The 21,746-nt window shown below is 69.0% G+C and carries 19 protein-coding genes and 2 pseudogenes; 5 read left to right on the top strand and 16 right to left on the bottom strand.

Going from position 1 to position 21,746, the window contains the following annotated elements; genetic code table 11:
- Positions 1-1,003, top strand: a pseudogene (locus tag ACLBYD_RS04030) (isopenicillin N synthase family dioxygenase); the annotation flags it as partial.
- A complete protein-coding gene (locus ACLBYD_RS04025; protein ID WP_447815484.1) occupies positions 1,000-1,737 on the top strand; it encodes an alpha/beta fold hydrolase in 738 nt (245 codons plus the stop codon). The pseudogene ACLBYD_RS04030 and the gene ACLBYD_RS04025, both read left to right, overlap by 4 nt.
- Before the next feature lie 113 nt (positions 1,738-1,850).
- On the opposite strand, the gene ACLBYD_RS04020 is transcribed toward ACLBYD_RS04025, so the two are convergent.
- The 5 genes and pseudogenes from ACLBYD_RS04020 to ACLBYD_RS04000 all read right to left on the bottom strand — a co-directional run.
- Positions 1,851-2,873, bottom strand: a complete 1,023-nt coding sequence (locus ACLBYD_RS04020; protein WP_447815483.1) for a BMP family protein — start codon at positions 2,871-2,873, stop codon at positions 1,851-1,853.
- Positions 2,874-2,933: 60 nt separating this feature from the next.
- Positions 2,934-3,896: an ABC transporter permease gene (locus ACLBYD_RS04015; RefSeq protein ID WP_447815482.1), complete on the bottom strand. Its 963-nt coding sequence runs from the start codon at positions 3,894-3,896 to the stop codon at positions 2,934-2,936.
- On the bottom strand, positions 3,893-4,966 hold the full coding sequence (locus ACLBYD_RS04010; RefSeq protein ID WP_447815481.1) for an ABC transporter permease: 1,074 nt from the start codon (positions 4,964-4,966) through the stop codon (positions 3,893-3,895). The genes ACLBYD_RS04015 and ACLBYD_RS04010 overlap by 4 nt, the downstream gene beginning before the upstream one ends.
- Positions 4,963-6,006: an ATP-binding cassette domain-containing protein gene (locus tag ACLBYD_RS04005; protein ID WP_447815668.1), complete on the bottom strand. Its 1,044-nt coding sequence runs from the start codon at positions 6,004-6,006 to the stop codon at positions 4,963-4,965. Before ACLBYD_RS04005 ends, ACLBYD_RS04010 begins: the two co-directional genes overlap by 4 nt.
- A pseudogene (locus tag ACLBYD_RS04000) lies at positions 5,995-6,405 on the bottom strand (ATP-binding cassette domain-containing protein); the annotation flags it as partial. The gene ACLBYD_RS04005 and the pseudogene ACLBYD_RS04000, both read right to left, overlap by 12 nt.
- A 269-nt stretch (positions 6,406-6,674) precedes the next feature.
- Here ACLBYD_RS04000 and ACLBYD_RS03995 point away from each other — a divergent pair.
- The gene (locus ACLBYD_RS03995) at positions 6,675-7,247 is read left to right on the top strand and encodes a helix-turn-helix domain-containing protein (RefSeq protein WP_447815480.1); all 573 of its coding nucleotides are present in this window, start codon (positions 6,675-6,677) and stop codon (positions 7,245-7,247) included.
- 88 nt (positions 7,248-7,335) lie between these two features.
- Entirely contained in the window at positions 7,336-8,328 is a 993-nt protein-coding gene (locus ACLBYD_RS03990) for an isopenicillin N synthase family dioxygenase (RefSeq protein WP_145708281.1), read from the top strand.
- Here the strand turns inward: ACLBYD_RS03990 and ACLBYD_RS03985 are convergent.
- The 11 genes from ACLBYD_RS03985 to ACLBYD_RS03935 all read right to left on the bottom strand — a co-directional run bounded on the left by ACLBYD_RS03985 (position 8,292) and on the right by ACLBYD_RS03935 (position 20,112).
- Complete coding sequence (locus tag ACLBYD_RS03985; protein WP_447815479.1) at positions 8,292-9,785, bottom strand: aldehyde dehydrogenase family protein; 1,494 nt, start codon at positions 9,783-9,785, stop codon at positions 8,292-8,294. The genes ACLBYD_RS03990 and ACLBYD_RS03985 overlap by 37 nt on opposite strands.
- Positions 9,782-10,669 carry an aromatic ring-hydroxylating dioxygenase subunit alpha gene (locus tag ACLBYD_RS03980; RefSeq protein ID WP_447815478.1) on the bottom strand — a complete coding sequence of 296 codons (888 nt, stop codon included), beginning with the start codon at positions 10,667-10,669 and terminating at the stop codon, positions 9,782-9,784. The genes ACLBYD_RS03985 and ACLBYD_RS03980 overlap by 4 nt, the downstream gene beginning before the upstream one ends.
- Positions 10,666-12,216, bottom strand: coding sequence for a GMC family oxidoreductase (locus ACLBYD_RS03975; RefSeq protein ID WP_447815477.1), 1,551 nt, complete (start codon positions 12,214-12,216; stop codon positions 10,666-10,668). Before ACLBYD_RS03975 ends, ACLBYD_RS03980 begins: the two co-directional genes overlap by 4 nt.
- 1 nt (position 12,217) lies before the next feature.
- The gene (locus tag ACLBYD_RS03970; RefSeq protein WP_051424893.1) at positions 12,218-12,841 is read right to left on the bottom strand and encodes a thiamine pyrophosphate-dependent enzyme; all 624 of its coding nucleotides are present in this window, start codon (positions 12,839-12,841) and stop codon (positions 12,218-12,220) included.
- Positions 12,838-13,338 (bottom strand): thiamine pyrophosphate-binding protein, encoded by a 501-nt coding sequence (locus ACLBYD_RS03965; RefSeq protein ID WP_447815476.1) that lies wholly within the window; start codon positions 13,336-13,338, stop codon positions 12,838-12,840. The genes ACLBYD_RS03970 and ACLBYD_RS03965 overlap by 4 nt, the downstream gene beginning before the upstream one ends.
- 35 nt (positions 13,339-13,373) lie before the next feature.
- Positions 13,374-13,961, bottom strand: coding sequence for a glutathione S-transferase family protein (locus tag ACLBYD_RS03960; RefSeq protein ID WP_447815475.1), 588 nt, complete (start codon positions 13,959-13,961; stop codon positions 13,374-13,376).
- Entirely contained in the window at positions 13,958-14,593 is a 636-nt protein-coding gene (locus ACLBYD_RS03955; protein ID WP_447815474.1) for a Rieske 2Fe-2S domain-containing protein, read from the bottom strand. The genes ACLBYD_RS03960 and ACLBYD_RS03955 overlap by 4 nt, the downstream gene beginning before the upstream one ends.
- The gene (locus tag ACLBYD_RS03950; RefSeq protein ID WP_447815473.1) at positions 14,590-14,844 is read right to left on the bottom strand and encodes a hypothetical protein; all 255 of its coding nucleotides are present in this window, start codon (positions 14,842-14,844) and stop codon (positions 14,590-14,592) included. The genes ACLBYD_RS03955 and ACLBYD_RS03950 overlap by 4 nt, the downstream gene beginning before the upstream one ends.
- 353 nt (positions 14,845-15,197) lie before the next feature.
- On the bottom strand, positions 15,198-17,894 hold the full coding sequence (locus tag ACLBYD_RS03945; RefSeq protein ID WP_447815472.1) for a molybdopterin-dependent oxidoreductase: 2,697 nt from the start codon (positions 17,892-17,894) through the stop codon (positions 15,198-15,200).
- Positions 17,891-18,733 (bottom strand): FAD binding domain-containing protein, encoded by an 843-nt coding sequence (locus tag ACLBYD_RS03940; protein WP_447815471.1) that lies wholly within the window; start codon positions 18,731-18,733, stop codon positions 17,891-17,893. The genes ACLBYD_RS03945 and ACLBYD_RS03940 overlap by 4 nt, the downstream gene beginning before the upstream one ends.
- A gap of 5 nt (positions 18,734-18,738) precedes the next feature.
- Positions 18,739-20,112, bottom strand: coding sequence for an 8-oxoguanine deaminase (locus ACLBYD_RS03935; RefSeq protein WP_033097281.1), 1,374 nt, complete (start codon positions 20,110-20,112; stop codon positions 18,739-18,741).
- Positions 20,113-20,253: 141 nt separating this feature from the next.
- Between ACLBYD_RS03935 and ACLBYD_RS03930 the strand changes: the two genes are divergently transcribed.
- A complete protein-coding gene (locus ACLBYD_RS03930; protein WP_447815470.1) occupies positions 20,254-21,717 on the top strand; it encodes a PucR family transcriptional regulator in 1,464 nt (487 codons plus the stop codon).
- The last annotated feature ends 29 nt before the right edge of the window (positions 21,718-21,746 follow it).

The raw sequence follows: 21,746 nt of genomic DNA, 5'->3' as shown, positions 1-21,746 counted from the left end.
GGACGTCCGGGCCGGCGAGGACGCCGAACGCGCTCGTGTCGCCTGTGAGATCGACGAAGCCTGCAGCCGCGTGGGATTCGTCCAGATCCTCGGACACGGCGTACCCGATCCGGTGGTCGACGGCCTCGCCGGCGCCCTTGACGACTTCTTCGGTCTGCCGATGGACGACAAGCAGCAGTACCGGGTGGTGGGTGCGAACCGCGGATACAGCCCGCCCAAGAGCGAGTCACTGAGTTTGAGCCTCGGCGTCGAATCCGCCAGCCGCATGAACGATTTCTTCGAGGCCTACAACGTCGGCGTCGAGGCCCGGTCGTTCCCTCACCTGGACCTGTCGGAGGACGACTACGGAATCAACATCTGGCCTGACGTCCCCGGCTTCGAGGACCGCGTGCAGACCTACTTCACCGAGGCCTCGCGGGTCGCGCGGACCCTCACCCGGATCTTCGCCGACGCGCTCGGGCAGGCCCCCGACTACTTCGAACGGCTCACCGACCACTCGATCGACGTGCTGCGCATGAACAACTACGCACTGCCCGAGGGCACCGTCGACCTCGACGGCGACCTCACCGGCATGGGCGAGCACACCGACTTCGGGATCGTCACCGTGTTGTGGGCCGACCGGGTCGCGGGCCTGCAGGTGCTCGGCTCCGACGGCATCTGGCACGACGTCGAACCGCTGCCCGGTGCCCTGCTGGTCAACCTCGGCGATCTCACCGCCCGCATCACCGACGACCGGTGGATGTCGACGCTGCACCGCGTCAAGCCGCCGATCGTCGACGGCAGGATCCGGCGCCGTCGTTCGGTGGCGTTCTTCCACGACGGCAACGTCGACGCGGTGGTCTCCACCCTGCCCGAGTATGCGGGCCCGGAGCCCTACGAACCCATCCTGATCCGCGATCACATCAAGGCGAAGCTCGCGGGGTCGCGGCACGGCAAGGCCAATACCGCTGCTGTGCGCGAAGCCGCCCGTGTGCTGGCGGCGACGGGGGAGAACCGCGCGTGAGTCATGTCGTGCTCGTGCACGGCGCGTGGGCCGGAAGCTGGGTGTGGGACAGGCTGCTCGAACCGCTCCGTCGGGCCGGGCACGTCCCGCACCCGCTCGCGCTTCCCGGTGTCGGATCGTGGGGCTCCGACGACGTGACGCTCGACGATGTCGCCGCGGTCGTGGCCGATCATGTTGCCGGATTGGGTGGTCCGGTGCTCCTCGTCGGTCATTCCGGTGGTGGCATCGTCGTCACGCAGGTCGCGGAGATGCTGCCGGAGCGTGTCGCCGGGGTCGCCTACGTGGCGGGGATGATGCTCCCGTCCGGGGTCGACTTCGGGATGCTGTGCGACGGACTCGGTCTCGACGCGCCGGTGGGCATTTCGCGGTGGCTCGAACCCACCGAGGACGGTCGCGGCACGATCGTGCCGCCCGAGGCCGGCGCCGCCGTGTTCTTCCACGAGGCGGATGCGGCCGACGCGATCGGTGCCGCGCGCCGACTCGTGCCGCAACTCGAAACCGCCCGGCTCATGGCGCCCAGCTGGACACCGGAACGATTCGGGCGCCTGCCACGCCTGTACGTCGAAGCGACATTGGACCGTTCGGTTCCCCTCGTCACCCAGCGGGAGATGCAACGCCTCACCCCGGCTGCGCAGGTCGTGTCGCTCGAGTCCGACCATGCGCCACAGTTGTCCGCCCGCGACGAACTCGTGGCGGCACTGGTGGAGTGGTGCGCGGAGCGCGTCCGAACATAGGTCGGATCTACACATAGGTCGAAGCTACGGAACGAGACCGACGTTGTGTGCGAAATCCGTTGGGAAATCGCACACAACGTCGGTCTCGTTCGTTCTACAGGAGATGCTCCGGGTCAGTCGCCGCCCTTGTACTCGACCTCGAACTCGCCGGCCATGATCTTCTCGCGGTACTCCTCGAACAGCGCCGTCGCCTCGGGCGAGATCTTGTCGACGAAGGCCGGATTGATGACGACGTCCAGACCGCCCTCGGTGATGTCCACCTCGTAGTACTTCGCCGGGTCGACGTTGCCGGCCTCGACGTCGGCGATCATCGCGCGGAGGACCTCGTCGAGATTCCACACGACGGAGGAGACGACGTTCTCGGGTGCCAGCGGGGTCTGATCCATCGTGTAGCCGGCGACGCCGACACCGCGCTGCTTGGCGCCCTCGATGGTGGCGGCGTCGACACCGCACGTGGAGAACTGGTCGGCGCCCTGGTCGACGAGGGCGTTGACGGCCTCGAGAGTCTGGGCCGCAGCGTCGGACCATCCGCCGATGTAGGACGGACGCAACTGGATCTCGCCGGGGCCCTTGTAGGTCAGGCGGGCACCGTCGGCGAACGCCTCGATCTGGGCCTTGCACACCGGGATCTCGAAACCGGCGGTGCCGGCGAGGATGCCGGTCTTCGTCAGGTCGCCGGCGAGGATGCCGGTGAGGAACGAACCCTGGTAGAACGGCTGGCTGTAGTCGGCGAGGTTGGCGGTGATGTCGCCGAAACCGCCGGGATAGGCGAACAGCACGTCGGGGTAGTCGGCGATGATGCCCTTGATGGGTTCGCCGTAGTTGAACGAGTGACCCACGATGAGCTGGTTGCCGTCCTCCGCGAGGTCGGTGACGATCTGGGCGATCTGCTCCGAAGTCGCGCCCGAATCCTGCTGCACGACCGTCAGATCGATGAGGCCTTCCGCTTCGAGTTTCTCGGCGCCCTCGACCATGCCCTGATTCCAGCCGACGTCGTTGACCGGACCCGAGGTGATGATCGCGGCCTTGACGACCCTGTCGGCCGAGGCGCTCCCACCGGAGTCGGAACTCGAACACCCGGTCACGGCGGCTCCGACGACGGCGGCGGCCGCCACAGCGGTACCCAATTTCTTCACGTGGTTCTCCTCGGGGGAAGGGAGGGCTCGCGACTACGAGCCCCATGACTGACGGGAAAGCTATTTCGCGGGGACGAACGGGACGCCGAGCGCCTTCGGTGAACTGCTGCGCGAGAACCACACGGTGGTGGCGATGACCGCGAGCAGCGTCACGGCGTACGGCATGGCCTGGAACAGCTCGTACGGCACCGACGTGGCCTGCCCTCCGGAGGCGGCCTGCACGCGCAGCTGGAAGGCGTCGACGAGACCGAACATGAAGCCACCGGCGATGGCGCCGAGCGGATTCCACCGGGCGAGGATGACGACACCGAGCGCGATCCAGCCGCGACCACCGGTGATGCCGTCCTGGAAGAAGCCCAGACCGTCGATGACGAGCGCACCGGCCATACCCGCTGCGGCGCCGGAGATCAGCAGCGTGCTCCACCGGGTGCGGGGGACGGAGACGCCCACCGAGTCGGCGGCCTCCGGGCTCTCCCCGGCCGCGCGGATCGACAGGCCGAAAGCCGTGCGGGTGAGCACCCACCACAGAGCGACGACCAGCGCGAGCGCGAGGTAGACGAGCGGGGACTGCGAGAACACGATCGGGCCGAGCACCGGCAGGTCGGACAGCACCGGAAGATCGAGGGGTGTGGTGCCCTGGATGCGCGGCGGTGTGCCGGTCACGCCGAACACCTGCAGGTACAGGAAGGACGCGAGTCCGGTCCCGAGGATCACCACCGAGATGCCCGTGATGATCTGGTCGACGGCCATCGTGATCGTCAGGTAGCCGACGATCGCGGCGATCACCAGGCCCGCGGCGGCACCGGTGGCGGCGCCGAGCATCGGTTGTCCGGTGTAGTACACCGTCACGAACGCGATGATCGCACCGACCATCATCTGTCCCTCGATGCCGAGGTTCATCAGCCCGGAGCGCTCGGCGAGGCACGCGCCGGCGGCAGCGAGGATGATCGGCACCGCCAGGCGCAGCGCGGCGGTGAACAACGGGACGAGCGCACCGGCGCCCAGGACGTCGGACCAGTTCATCGGGCACGCTCCACGATTCGGTTGGCGAGCAGCACCGTCACGATCATCACTGCCTGGACGACGGTGCCGATGGACGCGGGGATCTCCTGGGTGCGCTGCACTGCCTGGCTACCGAGGGTGAGCCCGGAGACCAGCGCCGCGGCGAGGACGATTCCGAACGGATTGCGTCGCCCGAGCAGCGCCACCACGATCGCGGTGAACCCGATCCCGGACGAGATCGCCAGGGACAGACGGAACTCGCTGCCCAGCAACATGATCGCTCCGGCGATACCGCCGAGGGCACCGCTGATCAGAGCGGAAGTCACGACGGTGCGGGCGACGGAGATGCCGTTGGCCTCGGCGACGCTCGGGCTCTCGCCGACGATCTGCGACGCGAAGCCGAATCGGGTCGAGCGCATGAGCCACCACACCAGCGGAACCGCCGCGATCGCGACGAACACACCGATGTGGATGCGGGTGCCGGGGATGGTCGCGAGCGCCGCCCAGTCGGGGATGCGCTCGGACTCGGGGGTGAAACCGTTGGGGTTGGCGAGGGGTTTGCGCACCGCCCACGCCAGTGTGTAGAAGACGAGGTAGTTGAGCATGAGCGACGAGATGATCTCGTTGACCCCGAGCCGCGCCTTCAGCACACCCGCGATGCCGCCGATGCACGCACCTGCGGCCGCGGCGGTGACGGCGACGATCGGGACCGCGATCCAGCTCGTCCCCAGTGGCATGCTCAGCACCACGGCCGTCGCGGTGATGGCGCCGACGTCGTAGTGGCCCTGCGCGCCGATGGTGATGAAGCCGGTGCGGTACGCGATCGCGTAGCCGAGACCCATAAGGACGAGCGGCGTCATACCGGTGAGCAGGCGGCCGAGCTGTGTGTCGCCGCCGAGCGCGGCGTCGAGCATCGTCGCGTAGGCCTGCCCCGGATCACCGCCCGCGAGGACGATGAGGATCCCACCCGCCGCGAGACCGACGGCGACGGCGAGCAGCGGCACCCCGATGGTGGTCGCGAGGCCCCGGATCCGCGACGCGGTGGGCGGCTCGGGTGGCGTCGTCACCGGCGGGCTGAGTGTGGCGGTCATGCTACGGCCTCCTGGAATCCGCCCATGGCCGAGCCGAGGGCTTCGCGGTCGAACGGGCCTTCGTCGAACTCGGCGACGATCCGTCCGCGGTATAGCACGACGATCCGGTCGGCGAGGCTGCAGATCTCGTCGAGATCGGACGAGATGAGCAGGATCGCGGCGCCCCGGGAGCGGTGGTCGACGAGGGTGTCCCACACGAATTCGGTGGCGCCGATGTCGAGACCGCGGGTGGGCTGGGCGACGACGAGGACGTCCGGCTCACCGTCGAGGACCCGGCCGAGCACGACGCGCTGGGCGTGACCACCGGACAGGGTGCCGGCTAGCGTGCGCGGGTTCTGGGCCTTGACCGACAGTGCGGCGATGATGCGCTCGGCGCGTTCGCGGACGGCGGCCCGCGACAGGCGTCCCCAGCGACGCGCGAGCGGGGGATCGGTGTAGCTGTCGATCGCGAGATTGGTGTCGATTCCCAGCGACTTGATCAGTCCCCGGGTGTAGCGGTCGGCGGGAACGATGCCGACACCGGCCTCGCGCATCGCGCGGGGGGACGAGGTGTCGATCTCCCGTTCGGCGACGACGACCGCGCCGGTGGAGTCGGGGGCGAGCCCGGACAGGACGTCCTCGAGGGCGGACTGACCGTTGCCCTCGACTCCGGCGACGGCGACGAGCTGCCCGGATGCGACCCGGAGGGTCACGTCGTGCAACTGATCGGGGACGGACACGCCGACCAGTTCGAGCTTCCGGCTCCCGGCCGGTTCGGTGGCCGCGCGGCGGATGCCCAGTCCGACCTCGCGGCCGACCATGTCGCGGGCGAGTTCGGCGGTGGTGACGCTCTCGGCGCCGTCTCCGCGGATGGGGCGTTCGGCGACGAGCTGCCCTCCTCGCAGCACACCGACCCGGTCGGCGGCCTCGAGGACCTCCTCCAGATGGTGGGTGATGAGCACGATCCCGACGCCGCGTTCGGTGGCGAGTCGGCGGACCTGTGCGAGCAGTGAATGCACCTCGGCCGGGGCGAGATTCGCGGTCGGTTCGTCGAGCAGCAGGTAACCGGCGCCCAGGTGCAGGGCACGCAGGATCTCGACGCGCTGCTGCTCGCCGACCGACAGGTTCTCCACGCGTGCGGTGGGGTCGCAGGCGAGACCGGTGTCTTCGGCGAGGGCGGCGATCTCGGCCTCTGCGCGCCGCAGACGTTTCCGGCCGATCACTCCGGGGGACCGGCCGAGCAGGAAGTTCTCGGCGACCGTCATGCTCGGCACGAGCATGAAGTGCTGGTGGACCATGGCGATCCGCTCCCGGCCTCCGTCGGTGAGCGACTTTCCGTCCACCGCAATGGAACCGGAGTCCGGCGGGAGCAACCCGGTGAGGATGCGCATCAGGGTCGACTTGCCGGCGCCGTTCTCGCCGAGCAGCGCGTAGACCTCGCCGGGCCGCACATGCAACGACACGTCGCGCAGGACGGTGTTCTCACCGAAGGACCGGTGGATACCACGCATCACGACGCCCTCGGCGGAAACCGATTCTGTCGCTCCCGCGGCGGTGGTGATGCTCGCGGGCGAAGTTGCTGTCACCATACGGTGGGACCTTCCGAGTAATCGCTATGTGTTAAGTCGAGACGATCCAGGTTCGTAATTGAGCGGCCGTGTCCGATTCATGACGATTGTGTTTCGGGCGGCGGGAGGAGATGAATTTCGTGATGCCGACGGAGAGTGCAGTGCCGGAACAGGATCGCGTCGCCAGGGTGGGCAGCGTCATCCGCTCCGTTCGCAGGCAGGAGGGCCTCACCGTGCGGGCGCTGGCCTCGCGCGCCGGGGTCAGTCAGGCGTTCCTCAGCCAGGTCGAACGGGGCCTCAACGCGCCCTCGCTCGCGACGCTGTACAGGATCGCCGACGAGCTCGGACGGTCGCCGTCGGACTTCCTCGATCCGGCTCCTGTCGACGACGTACTGGTCGTGCGTGCCGAGGGACGTCTCGCGCGGGCGGTGACGGGAACCCCTGCTGCACCGGTGACCTGGATAGCCCGCGGCAACAGAGCGATCGCCGAGGTGTACCAGTACGAGATCGGTCCGGACGACGACATCGCCGGTTGGTTCCGCCGCTCGGACGATCTCGTGCTGGTGATGACCGGCGGACGGCTCGAGGTGGAGGTACGCGGGCGCCCCGCGGTCGAGCTCGCGGAGGGGGACTGCCTGTTCGCCGCGGCGGGGACCGAGATGCAGTGGCGCCATCGGGGTTCGGAGACGGCGCGTCTGGTGTTGTGCGTCGGTACGCGGCCCGAGAATCCGTAACACGGTCCTCACCGCACCGAGACGGATCCGCAGTATCGCAGGAATTAACTCAGAGCGATCATCCGTCCGCTCTGTCCAGGAGTCACCCATGGAATCCCTGCCCCTCATCGATCTGCGTCCGCTGCGCGACGGGAGTGATCCGCGTGCCGTCGCCGACGCGCTCGACGCTGCGTGTACCGACCTCGGGTTCTTCGTCGTCACCGGTCACGGACTCGACCCCGACCTCCGCGCGGCGACGATGGAGCAGGCGCGGCGCTTCTTCGCGCTGCCCTTCGCGGAGAAGATGGAGATCGCGATCGCGAAATCCACCTGCCACAGCGGATACGTTCCGCCGAAGACCGAGACACTCGACCCCGTCGTCGGAGCCGACGGCAAGGAGGCCTTCGACATCACCACCGACCGCGCGGCCGATCATCCCGAGGTGGTCGCGGGCACGCCGCTGCACGGTCCGGCGCAGTGGCCGGCCTCGCTGATGCCCGACTTCAAGAGTGTCGCCGACGAGTACGCGAAGGCGTGCCTGGACATCAACGCCCACCTCATGCGCGGTCTCGCACTCGCTCTCGGTCTTGACACCGACGCCTTCGTGCCGATGTTCACCGACCCGCTCGCGTCGCTCCGTATGCTGCACTACCCACCCGTTCCCGTCGGCGACACCGCACTCGGCATCGCGCCCCACACCGACTACGGCTCGTTGACCCTGCTCGCCCAGGACGACATCGGTGGGCTGCAGGTCGCCGCGCGAGGTGGCGGGTGGATCGACGTGGTGACCCCGCCCGACGCGCTGATCGTCAACCTCGGCGACATGATCGCCCGGTGGACCAACCACCGCTACGTCTCCACCCGTCATCGTGTGCTGAATCCCACGCACGGGCACCGTTATTCGCTGCCCTATTTCGTCACCCCGGACTACAACGCCGTGATCGAGGCGATCCCGACCTGTGTCGAACCGGGCGCGGAGCCGATCCACCCACCGATCGGGGCCGGCGAGTACCTGCAATCGCGGTTCGAAGCGACGCACGCGTACCTCGGGGCCCCGACCGACGGTCAGATCGACAAGCACACCGTCTTGGTCTCCAAGTAGTTCTCCAGTCCGGCGGCGCCGTTCTCGTAACCCCAGCCGGACTGCTTGTGGCCGCCCTTGACCAGTTCGGGGGAGAAGTAGGAGTGGCAGTTGATCCACACGGTGCCGGCGCGGATCGCGTCGGCCACCCTGTGGGCCCGCGACAGATCCGACGTCCACACGCTCGCCGCGAGACCGTAGTCGGTGTCGTTGGCCCAGGTGATCACTTCGTCGGGGTCGTCGAAGGGGGTCACCGTCACGACCGGGCCGAAGATCTCCTCGCGCATCATCGGCAGATCCGGGGCGGCGTCGACCACCACGGTGGGCTCGTAGAAGCTGCCGGTCTCGCCCACCATACGACCACCCGTCACGACCGTGGCCCCCGCGCGGACTCCGTCGTCGACGTAGGACGCCACCGTGTCGCGGTGCCGCAGGCTCACCAGCGGACCCAGATCGGTGTCGTCGTCGAGTCCGTGGCCGAGCCGCAGGGTGTCCGCAGCAGCGGCGAGACCGTCGACGACCTGCTCGTAGACGCGCCGCTCGGCGTAGATCCGGGAACCGGCGACGCACACCTGCCCGCAGTTGGCGAAGATGCCGCGCGTGAGACCGGGGATCGTCAAGGGCAGATCGGTGTCGTCGAAGACGACCGCCGGGGACTTGCCGCCGAGTTCGAGGGTGAGTCGCGAGAGGTTGCGTGCCCCGGCCGAGGCGACGAGCTTCTTCCCGACCTCCGTGGACCCGGTGAACGTCACCTTGTCCACCCCCGAGTGTTCGGCCAGCATGCGTCCGACCTCGCCGCCGCCGGTGAGGATGTTGACGACCCCGTCGGGAATTCCACTCTGTGCGAGCAGTTCCCCGAACCGCAGGGCGGTCAGCGAGGTGTCCTCGGCCGGCTTGAGCACGACGGTGCATCCCGCGGCGAGCGCCGGCGCCAGCTTCATCGCGGCCATGAGCAGCGGCGAGTTCCACGGCACGATTGCGGCCACCACACCGACCGGTTCGCGCACGGTGTGCGCGACGACCTTCCGACCCGGAGGTGCGTAGGTGATCGACGGCGTGATGGTGGTCCCCGTGATCTTCGTGGCCCATCCCGCGTAGTAGCGGAACTGTTCGGCGGCAGAGGGGATCTCGGCGAATCGGGAGGTCGCCCAGGCCTTCCCCTGGTCGAGGGTTTCGAGCTCGGCGAGTTCGTCGGCGTGGGCATCGATGGTCTCGGCGATCCGCCACAACACGCGAGCGCGAGCGGCGGGGGTGCACGATGCCCATTCGTTCTGCAGAGCGCGGCGCGCGCCGGCGACCGCGGTGTCCACCTCGTCGGCTTCCGCCGACGCGAGTGTCGCGAGCGGTACGCCGGTGGCCGGGTCGATCGTCTCGAAGGGTTCGCCGGAACCAGGGACCCACCGGCCGTCGACGAGCAGCGATTTCGTGCCGTCGCGGAGGAAGTCGGCACAGTACCGGGGGAGGGCGGCGGTGATCACGTGTCTGCTCCTCGGGTATGGACGGGACGGAACGGCAGGGCGCCCCAACGCAGTCCCTTGGCTTTGAGCCAGCGCCGGTAGGTGACCGACGAGGCATCGGCGCGGGTGGGGATCTCGTCGCGCGGATCGAGCGGCAGCAGCAGCGGACGCTGGTTCTCGACGATGATGCGGTCCTGCAGGAAGATCACCTGCTCGAACTGCACCAGTTCGGTGTGCGTGGAATCCGGATCGACGAGATACATCACCGGTTGTGCGCGGCACAGGGTTTCGTCGATCGGCTGGATGAACAGGGCGATCGCGTCGAGACGGGTGGGATCGGAGGGCGAGACCCGGTAGAGCATCACCTGATACGGATTCGGGACGCGGTAGGTCAGTTGCGCGAACGTGCCTTCGGACGCCGCGGAGATCTGCGGCTGGAAGAACGTGCAGTCGGTGGCCCACACCTCGTCGGTCTCCCGGCGGATCTCCCACTTGTAGCGTGCGACCTCCGTGGCGGCCTCGCCGCCGAGGATGCCGGTGTGCACGAACGGGAAGTGCGCCATGTCGAGGAAGTTCTCGACCACCCGGCCGGGGGACGACCGGAGCGTGACCCACCCGCACGGCACGTACCGCCGGTCGGGTTCGTCGGCCTCGTCGATGGGGAAGACGTCCTCCTCGGGGGTGCCGAGCGTGGTCCACACGAACCCGTATCGACGCTGCACCGGAAGCACGGCGTCGCCGTCGCGCACCGTCGGGTGACCGTCGGCATCGACGCTGCACTCGATGTCGGCGCCGAGCAGGCGGGTGCCCACGACGCCCTCGGCGACCTCCTGTTCGGAACAGACCGGATACCACTGGTTCAGCACGACCGGGTCGTCGCAGCGTGTGGTGATGCTGGTCGTCACGACAGTCTCCTCTCGGTTCCGGTGATCAGCGCGGCCGCGCGCTCGGCGAGGGCGATCACGGGGGCGTTGGTGTTGCACGACGGGAGCACCGGGATGACGGAGGCGTCGACGACGCGCAGTCCGTCCACGCCGTGGACCCGCAGCTCCGGGTCGACGACGGCGTCGGGTCCCACGCCCATCGCGCACGTGCCGCCAGTGTGGAAGAAGGTCGCGCAACTCGCGCGGACGAAGGCTTCGGCGTCAGCGCGACCGAGACGACGGTCCGGTGCCGCGGGTGCCTCGACCAGATCCTGCAAGGCGGAGGTCTCGGCGAGGTCGAAGATGCGGTCGAGGCCGGCGACGAGGGCGTCGAGGTCGCGGGGATCGGACAGATAGCGCGGATCGATGATCGGTGCCGTGCCCGGATCCGCGGACCGCAGGCTCAGCTGTCCGACGCTGTAGGAACGCATGAGACCCGGGGAGATCGCGAAGACGTCGCCGGTGACGTCGTAGCGTGCGGCCACCTCGGGGGTGGCGTGCGCACCCTGGACGACGAAGGCGTGCAGGTCGGGCAGGTCCAGCGACGGGTCCGAGCGCCAGTTCAGGATTGCGCCGCCACCGTTGTCGCGGGCCGGACCGAGCGGAGTGCGGGCACGGAAGTTCACGCCCATGAGCAGGGGATGGTCCTGGAGGTTGCGTCCGACACCGGGAAGTGCGGTGTGGACGGGGATTCCGTGCTCCTGCAGGTGTACGGGATCGCCGATCCCGGAGAGCAGCAGCAGGTGCGGGCTCGAGATCGCCCCGGCGCAGAGCAGGACCTCGGCGTCGGCACGGACCACGGTGTCCGTGCCTTCACTGCCGTACCGCACACCGACGCACCGGTCGCCGTCGAACACCAACCCCGACACCGTGACGTCGGTGCGCACGGTGAGATTGGGCCGGGTCCGCGCCGGATCGAGATAGGCACGAGCCGTGCTGACGCGATGGCCGTCGTCGATCGTGAGGTTCGCCAGGGAGGCGCCTTCGATGTCCGGTCCGTTGCAGTCGTCGAGCACGGCCATGCCGAGTTCGGCTGCGGCGTTCAGCAATCCGGTGGCGATGGGATGCGGGTCGGCGGGTCGGGTGATGCACACCGGGCCTCCGGCGCCGCGGAAGGCGGTGGCGCCGCCCTCCCAGTCCTCGGCGCGGCGGAACCAGGGGAGCAGCGACGCGAAGTTCCAGCCCTTCGCGCCGGCGGTCTCCCACGCGTCGTAGTCCGAGGGGTGCCCGCGATACCAGAGCATCGCGTTGAGACTGCTCGATCCGCCGAGGACCCGGCCGCGGGGGATGGGCACGGCGCGACCGTCGAGCAACGGGTTGGGTGCGTAGCTGTGCCCCCAGTCGTAGTCGCCGCCGAGCAGTCCCGCCCAGGTCGCCGGCGCGTCGATCGAGGGGAGGCCGGCGTGGTCCGGTCCTGCCTCGAGGAGCAGCACGGTGGTGTCGGGGTCCTCGGTGAGGCGGGCGGCGAGGACGCACCCCGCCGACCCGCCACCGACGAGGACGTAGTCGAATCCGTCGGTTGTGTTCACTTCAGTTGTGTTCACTGGGACCCATGATGGTGATGCCCTCCGTCGCCTCCACGTGGCGAACGAAGATGTACTTGTCCTCCCGGCCGTCGCTGTGCTTGCGCTTGATGCCCGGCTGCACGACGCTCGAGACCTTCGCGACGAGCACGTACGGTTCGTCCGCGGACAGTCCTGCAACGCAGTGCTTGTCGAACTCTTCTAGGGTCTCCGCGGTGTAGGCATTCTCGATTCCCGCTCCGCGGGCGATCGCGGCGATGTCGACCTTGCCCTTCGCCGTGTGGGTCGGCGGCCCACCGATGGACTGGTAGCACTCGTTGTCCCACACCACCGTGAACAGGTTGCGGGGCTGCTCGTTGGCGAGGGTTGCGAGGATGCCGAGGTTGAACAGCATGCCGCCGTCGGTGTCGAGCGAGACGATGCGGCGGTGCGGCAGGCCCACCGCGAGACCGAACGCCTGCGGGGTCACGCAGCCGAGCTGTTGCTGGAACAGGCTGGCCTCGCGCATGTGCGGGGCGGCGTTGTACCACTCGTCGACGCTCGCACCGAGGGAGAGGATGACGAGCTCGTTCTCGAGCCGGGCGGCGAGTGCCTGCATGCACTCGAATCGGGTCATGCGCATGGTGGTCATCGGACGAGTCCTCCTCCGAGGGCGATGGCGGAATGGTGGTAGGCGGAGTAGGACCACTCGAACGCGTCGTGGATGGCGCGTTCGATCGCGTCCTCCTCCCGCACGATGCGGTACGGGATGCGCAGGGCATCGAGGATCGGCTCCATCGTGATGCCGTGCGGCACGGCCCACCAGTTGTTCTCGCCGAGTTCGCCGCGGTAGCTCATGAGCATGATCACCGGGATACCGGCACCGAGGCCCATGCGGGCGAGGGGTTCGACGGACGCACGCAAGCCGGAGTTCTCCATGATGAGCGCGGCACGCTTGCCGGACAGGAAGATTCCGCCGCAGATCGCGGCGCCCTCGCCCTCGTTGGTGACCTGGATGGTGCGGATCGTGGGGTGCGCGTCGAGGGCGGGGTAGAGCTCCTTGAGCAAGGAGTCGGGCAGGTAGCACACGGTGGTGACGCCGGCCTTCTCCAGGCCGCGGATCACCGCGTCGACGGTGGACTGTTGCATGTGGCGTCCTTTCGGAATGTAGGCAGTCGGAAAGATCAGGGGAAGACGGGGATTCCGGGCATCTCCACGAAGCCGGGAAGTTGCTTGATGCGCCGGATCCAGCTGCGCAGGGCGGGGTAGCGGTCGTGGTCGATCCCGATGTCCCGGCTCAGGGCAGCGGCGGGGAACAGGGCGATGTCGGCGACGGTCGGCAGGTCGGCGGCCACCCATGCTTCGTCCGTCGTGTGGGCGGCGAGCAGGTCGTCGAGCGACTGCACTGCCGCGCGAGCGGCCGTGGTGTCGGCGGGATCCGTCGTGTACAGCGATCGTTCCCGGCAGGAGTAGATCTGCTCGAGCGGTCCGGTCGCGAAGTCGATCCAGTCGTCGGACGGTGCGGCCCATGTGGTTCCGTCGGAGAGGTGGACGAGGACGTCGACGGATCCGACAAGGGTCGCCGTTCCCGTCTCGAACACCGGAAGTTCGCCGGTGGGGGTGAGCTCGCGGTAGGGCGATTCGAGGTGGGCGCCACCGGGGAACACGTCGACCGGTTGCACGCGATGTTCGACGCCGAGCAGTGCCAGCGCCAGTCGCACCGAGTAGCACCGAGGGTCGAGCGGGAAGTCGTGCAGCACTGGGACGCTCACGAGGTCGCCACCTCTCGAGCGGACGACACGGAGTCGCGGAGTTCGTGCAGCCGGTGGACGAGGGCGTTCACGGTATCGGCCGGAACGATGCCGGCGGCGACGACGTGCACGGCCGTGGTGTGCGCGTCGATCGTCTGGATGCCGGCGATCACGTCGGTTCCGTCGATCGTGCCGGTGGCGACGGCACCTGATCCGTCCAGGTCGAGGAGGGCAAGGGCGGTGTCCCGATCGCCGTCGATCCACACCGATCGCACCGGGGTGATCGCCGTGTCGGGAACGTCGGGTGCGCCATCGGCGTCGGTGGGTGCCACCCACACGAATCCGGCGTTCTCGACGGTCCGATACTGCTGCGGTTTCACGGTTTTCGGCGGTTCCATCCGCGGGTGGGCAGGGACGTGTCTGCACGCGCCTGCGCCGTCGAACTGCCACCCGTGGTAGAGGCAGACGAGGCGGTCCTCGCGGACGAATCCGAAGGACAGGCGCATGCCGCGGTGCGGGCAGCGGTCGGCCCACGCGTGCACGGCGCCGTCGGTGCCGCGCCACAGCGCGACGGAGTCCCCGTCGACGGTGGTGCCGGTCGCGGTGCCGGGCTCGATGTCGCCGGCGAGAGCGACGGGAGTCCAGACGGTCATGGGGTCGGGTTCCTCTCGGTCGAAGTGAGATCGAGGACGACATTGGTGCCGGGGGCGAGAGCGCAGGCCGTTTCGAGGGCGTCGACGAGGTCGGGTTCGCCCTCGGTGCGCAGCTCGATGCGATGAGGGGTCGCCGTGACGACGGTGGCGCGTACCTGCAGCAGGTCGGCTCGGGCGGCGACGAAGTGCGCCATGGCGCCCGGATCGAATCGTCCTACCAGCGTGAGGGTGGACGAGATCGTGCCGCACATGTCAGCAGTGGGTGCGCCGGCCGTGGAAGGGGCTCGGTGTCGGGGAACATCGCATGGAAACCTCCGGGGACGGGGGGTGCTTCGTCTGCGACGGCCCTCGCGCCCGTCACCGGAGAGTCCTCCTCCGGAGGGGAGCTCCGGATCGTTCACCGGCCCTGGGCCGGACGGACATCATCGGTTCGATTCCCGATGTGGTTCAGTACTTTACACAGCGTGATGAGTCGAATCGACCCCGCTGCATCAACTTCGTGTTACGGCTGCGTTGCGTGTCCGGCCGTACAACGAACGAGACCGATGTCGGGTGCGAAATCCGGTCGGAAATCGCACACAACATCGGTCTCGACGGGTCGGGCTCACTGCATGAGGCGCCAGATGCGGTCGCGGGAGAGCGGCAGCTCGTGCGGCCGCACCCCGATGGCGTTGCGCACGGCGTTCGCCAACGCCGGGGCCACCGGGTTGAACGGGGCCTCGCTCATCGACTTCGCGCCCATCGGCCCGAGTTCGTCGTAGGTGTCGGCGAAGTAGACCTCGGTGCGCGGGACGTCCGCGAACTGCGGAATGTGGTAGTTGCGCAACATATCCGTCGTCACGCGACCGGCGTCGTCTGTGATGATCTCCTCGTACATCGACGCACCGAGCGCCTGCGCAGTGCCGCCTTCGATCTGCCCGCGGCACTGCTCGGGGTTGAGGACGGTGCCGGCATCGGCGGCCTGGACCGAGCGGAGGATCTGCACCTCACCGGTACGGGTGTCGACGGCGACGCGGAAGGCCTGCACGTTGAACGACAGCGATCGCGGCAGCCCGCCGTGCCGGCCCTCGGCGCGCAACCGCCCACCCGCGACCTGCAGCAGCTCACCGGGGGTGACGAGACGATCGCCGCACCGCACGCCGTCGGCCTGCAGTTCGGCCTGCTCCGGGTCGAGGCCGGTCAGCTCCGCAGCGGCCTTGGCCATCCGCCGTCGCAGCTCGTGGGAGGCCGCCAGCAGGGCCTTCGACGCGACGACCGTGCCCGACGACCCGAACGCGCCGGTGTCGTGGGTGGTGACGTCGGTGTCGGACTGGTGGACGACGATCCGGTCGGGGGTGGTGCCGAGCGCGGTGGCCGCGATCTGGGTGTGGACGGTGGTGGTGCCGTTGCCGAACTCTGCCGTGCCCACCCGGGCGAGATACCGGCCGTCGGGCAGAAGTTCGATCGACGCCTCGGAGATGTGCCCGTTGGGCGGGTTGGTCGCGATCATCGCGAGCGCCATTCCCTCGCCGATCCGCCAGTGATCACCGGTCGGCGCGGGCCGGCCGCCGGTGCGCGCCATCGCCCGTTCGGCAAGATCGAGACACTGGTCGAGTCCGTAGCTGCCGTACGTCAGGTCGGCGCCCTCGGGATGCGCCGCGACCAGCGGCTCTCCCGGCACGATGATGTTGCGGCGCCGGAACTCGTACGGGTCGATGCCGAGCTTGCCGGCGAGTTCGTCCATGGCCGACTCCACGGCGAAGATCACCTGGCCGAGGCCGTAACCGCGGAAGGCGCCCGACGGCCGGTTGTTCGTGTACACGGATTCGGCGTCGACCCGCTTGTTCGGGCACCGGTACACCGCGATCGACTCCGTGCAGCCGTGGAACATCACCCCGGGGCTGTGGTTGCCGTAGGCGCCCGCGTCGGCCAGCACGTCGATCGCGAGGGCGGTGAGGACACCGTCGGCGTCGGCGGCGAGGGTGACGTCGACCCGCATGGGATGCCGGCACGGAGCGACGGTGAGCTGATCGGAGCGGGTGAACTCCCACTGCACCGGGCGCCCCGTCTTCAGGACCGCCGCCGCGACGACATCTTCGACCAGCATCTCCTGCTTGGCGCCGAAACCCCCGCCCACCCGGGCGGTGTGCACGCGCACCCGGTCCCGGTCGAGTCCGAAGATATGGCACAGCTCGTCGCGCACCAGGAACGGAACCTGTGTGGAACTGCGGATGACGAGCCGCCCGGCCTCGTCGAGATGACCGATGGCTCCGTGTGTTTCGAGGTGGGTGTGCTGGACGCGGTGGGTCTGCCAGCGTCCCTGCACCACCGCCGCAGCGGACGCGACCGCCGCGTCGACGTCCCCGCTGCTGCCGTGGATCGCGGCGACGACGTTGCGTCCGGGATCGGCGATGCGCGCGTCGGCGGACTTGTCGGCGTGCAGCAGGGGAGCCCCAGGCTTCCTGGCCTCGTCGGGATCGAGGACGAAGGGCAGTTCCTCGTACTCGACGTGGATCGACGCTAGCGCCCGGTGTGCGATCGCCGGACTCTCGGCGACCACCGCGGCGACCCGCTGTCCCCGGAAGCGCACGACCCGGTCGAACAGGTAGGTGTCGTCGGGATCGTCGTTGCGGTTCTCGTGGCGAGCGGTCGAATAGGCGGTGGCCGGGGCGTCGCGGTGGTACAACACCGCGTGGACACCGGGGAACGCCTCGGCGGCCGAGACGTCGACGGAGAGGATCCGCGCATGGGTGTGCGGGCTGCCGAGGACGGCGATGTGCAGCAGACCCTCGACGGTGGTGTCGAGGGTGTACGGCTCGGTGCCGGTGACGACCCGCGTCGCGGCGGGTGCGCGCTGCGAGCGGCCGCACGACGGGCCATCGACCTGTTCGACGTTGGTGCGCGACCGCAGGGCATCCTCGATCGATCGGTAGCCGGTGCACCGGCACAGGTTGCCCTTCAAGCGTTTCGGCAGGTCGTCGAGATCTTCGTCGGTGAAGGTGGACGCGGTGACGATCATGCCTGCGGTACAGAAGCCGCACTGGAAACCGGCGGCGTCGGCGAACTGTTGTTGGACGGGATGCAGGTCGTCGGGGGTTCCCAGTCCCGCGACCGTGGTGACCTCGCGACCCTCGACCCGCACGGCCGGGACCACGCAGGAGTGGACGGGTTCGCCGTCGAGCAGGACCGAGCACGCGCCGCAGTCGCCGGCGTCGCAGCCCTTCTTGACCTCGAAGTGCTCGGTCTCGCGCAGCAGGGTACGCAGGCACTGGCCGGGCCGGGGGTCGACGTCGCGTTCGCGGCCGTTGACGGTGAGTTTCACGGCTGAACCTCCGTTTTCGGCAGTGCAGTGTTCGACAGTTCGGTGCGGATCTCTTCGGCGAGAACCGCGGTGACGGCACGTCGCCAGTCGGCGACGCCGTGCGCATCGGTGTAGTAGCTCGTCGTCGGGACGAGACGGGCCAGTGCGTCGGACAACGCCTGTGCCGACGGGACTTCCGTGAACCGCAGGAGACAGGGACGCACCGTCGACGCGGTGATCGACAGCGTGACACTGCCGTCGTCGTCGCGGCGTCCGATCACGACGGCCCCCGAACGTCCCAGCGGAGAGAGGGCGATCTTGCGGAAGGCCGTGCGGGAATTCAGAACCCGCAGAGGAATCCGGATGCTCCGCAGGATCTCTCCGGGTGCGAGGGCGTTGGAGGCGACTCCGAGGACGAAGTCGGCCACCGGGATCCGCCGTTCGCCGCCGTCGATCGTCCAGATCACCGCGTCCGCGTCGAGTGCGGTCGCCAGCGAGATCATGGCACCGGCGGGGAAGGACAGGCAGATGTTGCCGCCGACCGTGGCGCGCTTCCAGATCTTCCACGACGCCAACAGTGCCTCGGCGCACTGCCGGAACAGCGGTGCCGCAGGATGTTCCGCCTCGTCCGAGAGTGCGGCCATCTGTTCGACCGTGCAGGTCGCGGCGATCTCGAGAGCGTCGGGGTGCCGGGTCACGGCAGGCCAGCCGAGACCGGACAGATCCACGAGTCGGTGGAGGTGCGGTTGCGGTTCGGAGAACAGCCAGGTGCCACCGCCGAGCGGGGCCGCGCCCTCCTCGAAGGTCAGATCGGTGCGGTCGCGGGCGATGTCGTAGGCGGTGATGTTGTGCAGATCCATCGCCTTCACCCCGCCTTGGCGACCAGCGCGGCGTGTTCCGCCGCGACCTGCCGTGCCACGACGTCCTCGTCGACGGTCCGGACCTCGTCGCGGACGACCACCTCACGGCCGTTGATCAACAGCAGTTCGAGAGGCGGTGTGCTGCCGAGGACGAGGGCCGCGACCGGGTCGGCGATGCCGGAGTGGGCGAGGCCGTCGATCCGCCACAACGCCAGATCGGCGAGCTTGCCGGGCTCGATCGATCCGATCTCGTCCTCGCGTCCGAGGACCCGGGCGCCGCCGATGGTGGCGAGTTCGAGGCTCTGCCGCACCGTCATGGCGCGGGGGCCGCTGCGGGCACGGGCGAACAGTGCGGCGTGGTGTGCCTCTTCGAGCATGCAGCACGACTCGTTGCTCGCGGCACCGTCGACGCCGAGGCCGAGCGGCACGCCCGCGGCGTAGAGGTCGGCGGCGCGGGCGATGCCGGCACCGAGCCGGGCGTTCGAGGTGGGGCAGTGGGCCGCACCTGTACCCGACGCGGCGAGCACACCGATGTCACGGTCGTCGAGGTGCACGGCGTGCGCGTACCAGACGTCGGGTCCGGTCCAGCCCAGCGACTCCATGTACTGGACGGGCTTGCATCCGAACTTCTCGAGGCAGAAGTCCTCCTCGTCGAGGGTCTCGGCGAGATGGGTGTGCAGCCGCACCCCGAGATCGCGGGCGAGCAACGCGGACTGCTTCAGCAGCTCACCGGTCACCGAGAAGGGCGAGCACGGCGCGAGCGCGACCCGCAACATCGAATCGAACGACGGATCGTGCCAGCGGTCGACGGCCTCGCGGCTGCCCTCGAGGATCGCGTCGATGTCCTCGACGATGTGATCGGGCGGCAGACCCCCGGCGCTCGCACCGAGGTCCATCGACCCGCGGCAGGGATGGAAGCGGATACCGACCTCGGCCGCTGCGGCGATCTCCGCGCCGAAGACGTCACCGCCCTCGCGGGGCACGACGTAGTGGTGGTCGGTGCTGGTCGTGCATCCGGTGCGCACCAGATGCGCGAGTGCGCCCTTGGCCGCGACGTGCACGGCGTCGGCGTCGATGCCACCCCAGACTGGATAGAGGGTGGTGAGCCATTCGAACAGGGTGTGGTCGGCGGCGAGCCCACGCGTGATCCATTGGTACAGGTGGTGGTGGGTATTGATCAGGCCGGGGGTGAGCACGCAACCGGTGCCGTCGACGATCTGCGCATCGTCGTAGCCGGTCGGTTCGCCCGACCCGACCGCGACGATCCGGTTGCCGGAGACGACGACATAACCGTCGCGGTGTTCGGCGCGGGCGGCGTCCATGCTCACCACGTGTGCGCCGCGGATGACGAGCGGCCGGGTGGTGGGATGCGCGTGCATAGTCGACTCCTCGGATCGTCGGGAGTCTTCAGTCAACTGCGCCGAACAGATGTACCTCTGCGGCAGCACGCACGAAACACCTCGGAAATCCGCGGCTCGTACTGTGCGATCGTCCAAGACCGTCACCAGGAGGTGAACATCGTGCTTCTTCGAGATGTGGTGGAGGCGCCGGGGCTGGGAATCGGTGTACTGCACGGCGACGCGGAGGCCCTGAGCCGTCCCGTGCTGCGCGCGTGCACCACCGACATGCCCGACCCCACGCGCTACGTCAGCGCAGGCTCGCTCGTGTTCACCGGCCTGGTGTGGCGACGCTCCGCCGAGGACTCCGACCTGTTCGTCAAACGGCTCGTCCGAGCGGGGGTGACGGCGATGGCCGCCGGCGAGGCCCTGCACGGCCGGATACCCGACGACGTGATCGAGGCGTGTGCACGACATCGCATGCCGCTGCTGGTCGTGCCCGACGAGGTGCCGTTCAGCCGAGTCATCGAATACATGACCGGGCATATGGCCGGAGCCCGGATGGATCGTCTGCAGACGGGACTGGCACGGCAGCGGCAATGGCTCGCCGCCGTCGCCGACGGTCGGAGTGTGGGGGAGCTGCTCGACGGACTCGCGCAGCAGCTCGGGGTGGAATCGGCGCTGATCACCTCCACAGGCGTGACGGTCGCAGAAGGTGCAGAGCTCGACGACGCCGAACTCGACCGGATCACCGCAGCAGCGTTGACCGCCGACCGCTTTCCACTGCGGCTCGACGGTGACTTCACCGTCCTGCCGGTGGGACGCGGACTGACGGACCGGATCGACGCGTGGTTCCTGGTGATCCGGCACGACGAGAGCGGACCGGAGTGCGTCGAGGCGTTCTCCGAACTCGCCGCGGTGGTCGCTCTCGATCGGATCCGGCGCGACGAACGGCGCCGGGTGGCATGGGAGATCACCGACCGGACCCCGACCGTGCGCGCTGCGGACTCGCGGGTCGCGGTGGTGGCCGAAGCCGAGGGCCGGATCTCGCCGGACGTCCTACGCGGTCTCGTCGAGGACGTCCTGGACGGAGCGGTCACGTCGATCGACGCGGCGAACAGGGTGGTCGCCCCGGCGATCGGCAGCGACGTCGACGTGGCACGGCTGTTGAGCCGACGCCTCGGGCGTCTCGCGCCGGCGTTGCGCGGCGACCGGATGTTCGTCGGTGTCGGCGGGCAGAGTTCCGACGACGACCCGGCCGGCGCGGTCCGCGCGGCGGCATCGGCATGCGCTGCAGCACACAACGATCCGGGTCCGGTGGCGGTGCGACGTGCCGAACTCGATTCGGCGCTCGACCTGTTGTCGACCCTGCCCGACGAACTGCGTCGCGCGTACGCCGACCGGCTGCTCGGGGGCGTCGTCGAACACGACCGACGCACCGACGCGGGTCTGCTCGCGACCCTCGAGGCATTCCTCGATTGCGACGGATCGTGGCGGCGCACGGCCGATCGACTGCACGTGCACCTGAACACGGTCCGCTACCGCATCGGGCGGGTCGAAGCGCTCACCGGGCGTTCCCTCGCGCGCACCGGTGACCGCTTCGATCTGTATCTCGCGCTGCGTTCGTTGGAACCCGCTCTCGCGTGAGCGGTATCCGTTGTCGTGCCGCGTGAGTG

Source organism: Rhodococcus sp. C26F, assembly GCF_053345925.1.
The sequence above is the reverse complement of the archived record's forward strand: the minus strand, read 5'-3'. Positions and strand labels throughout refer to the sequence as shown.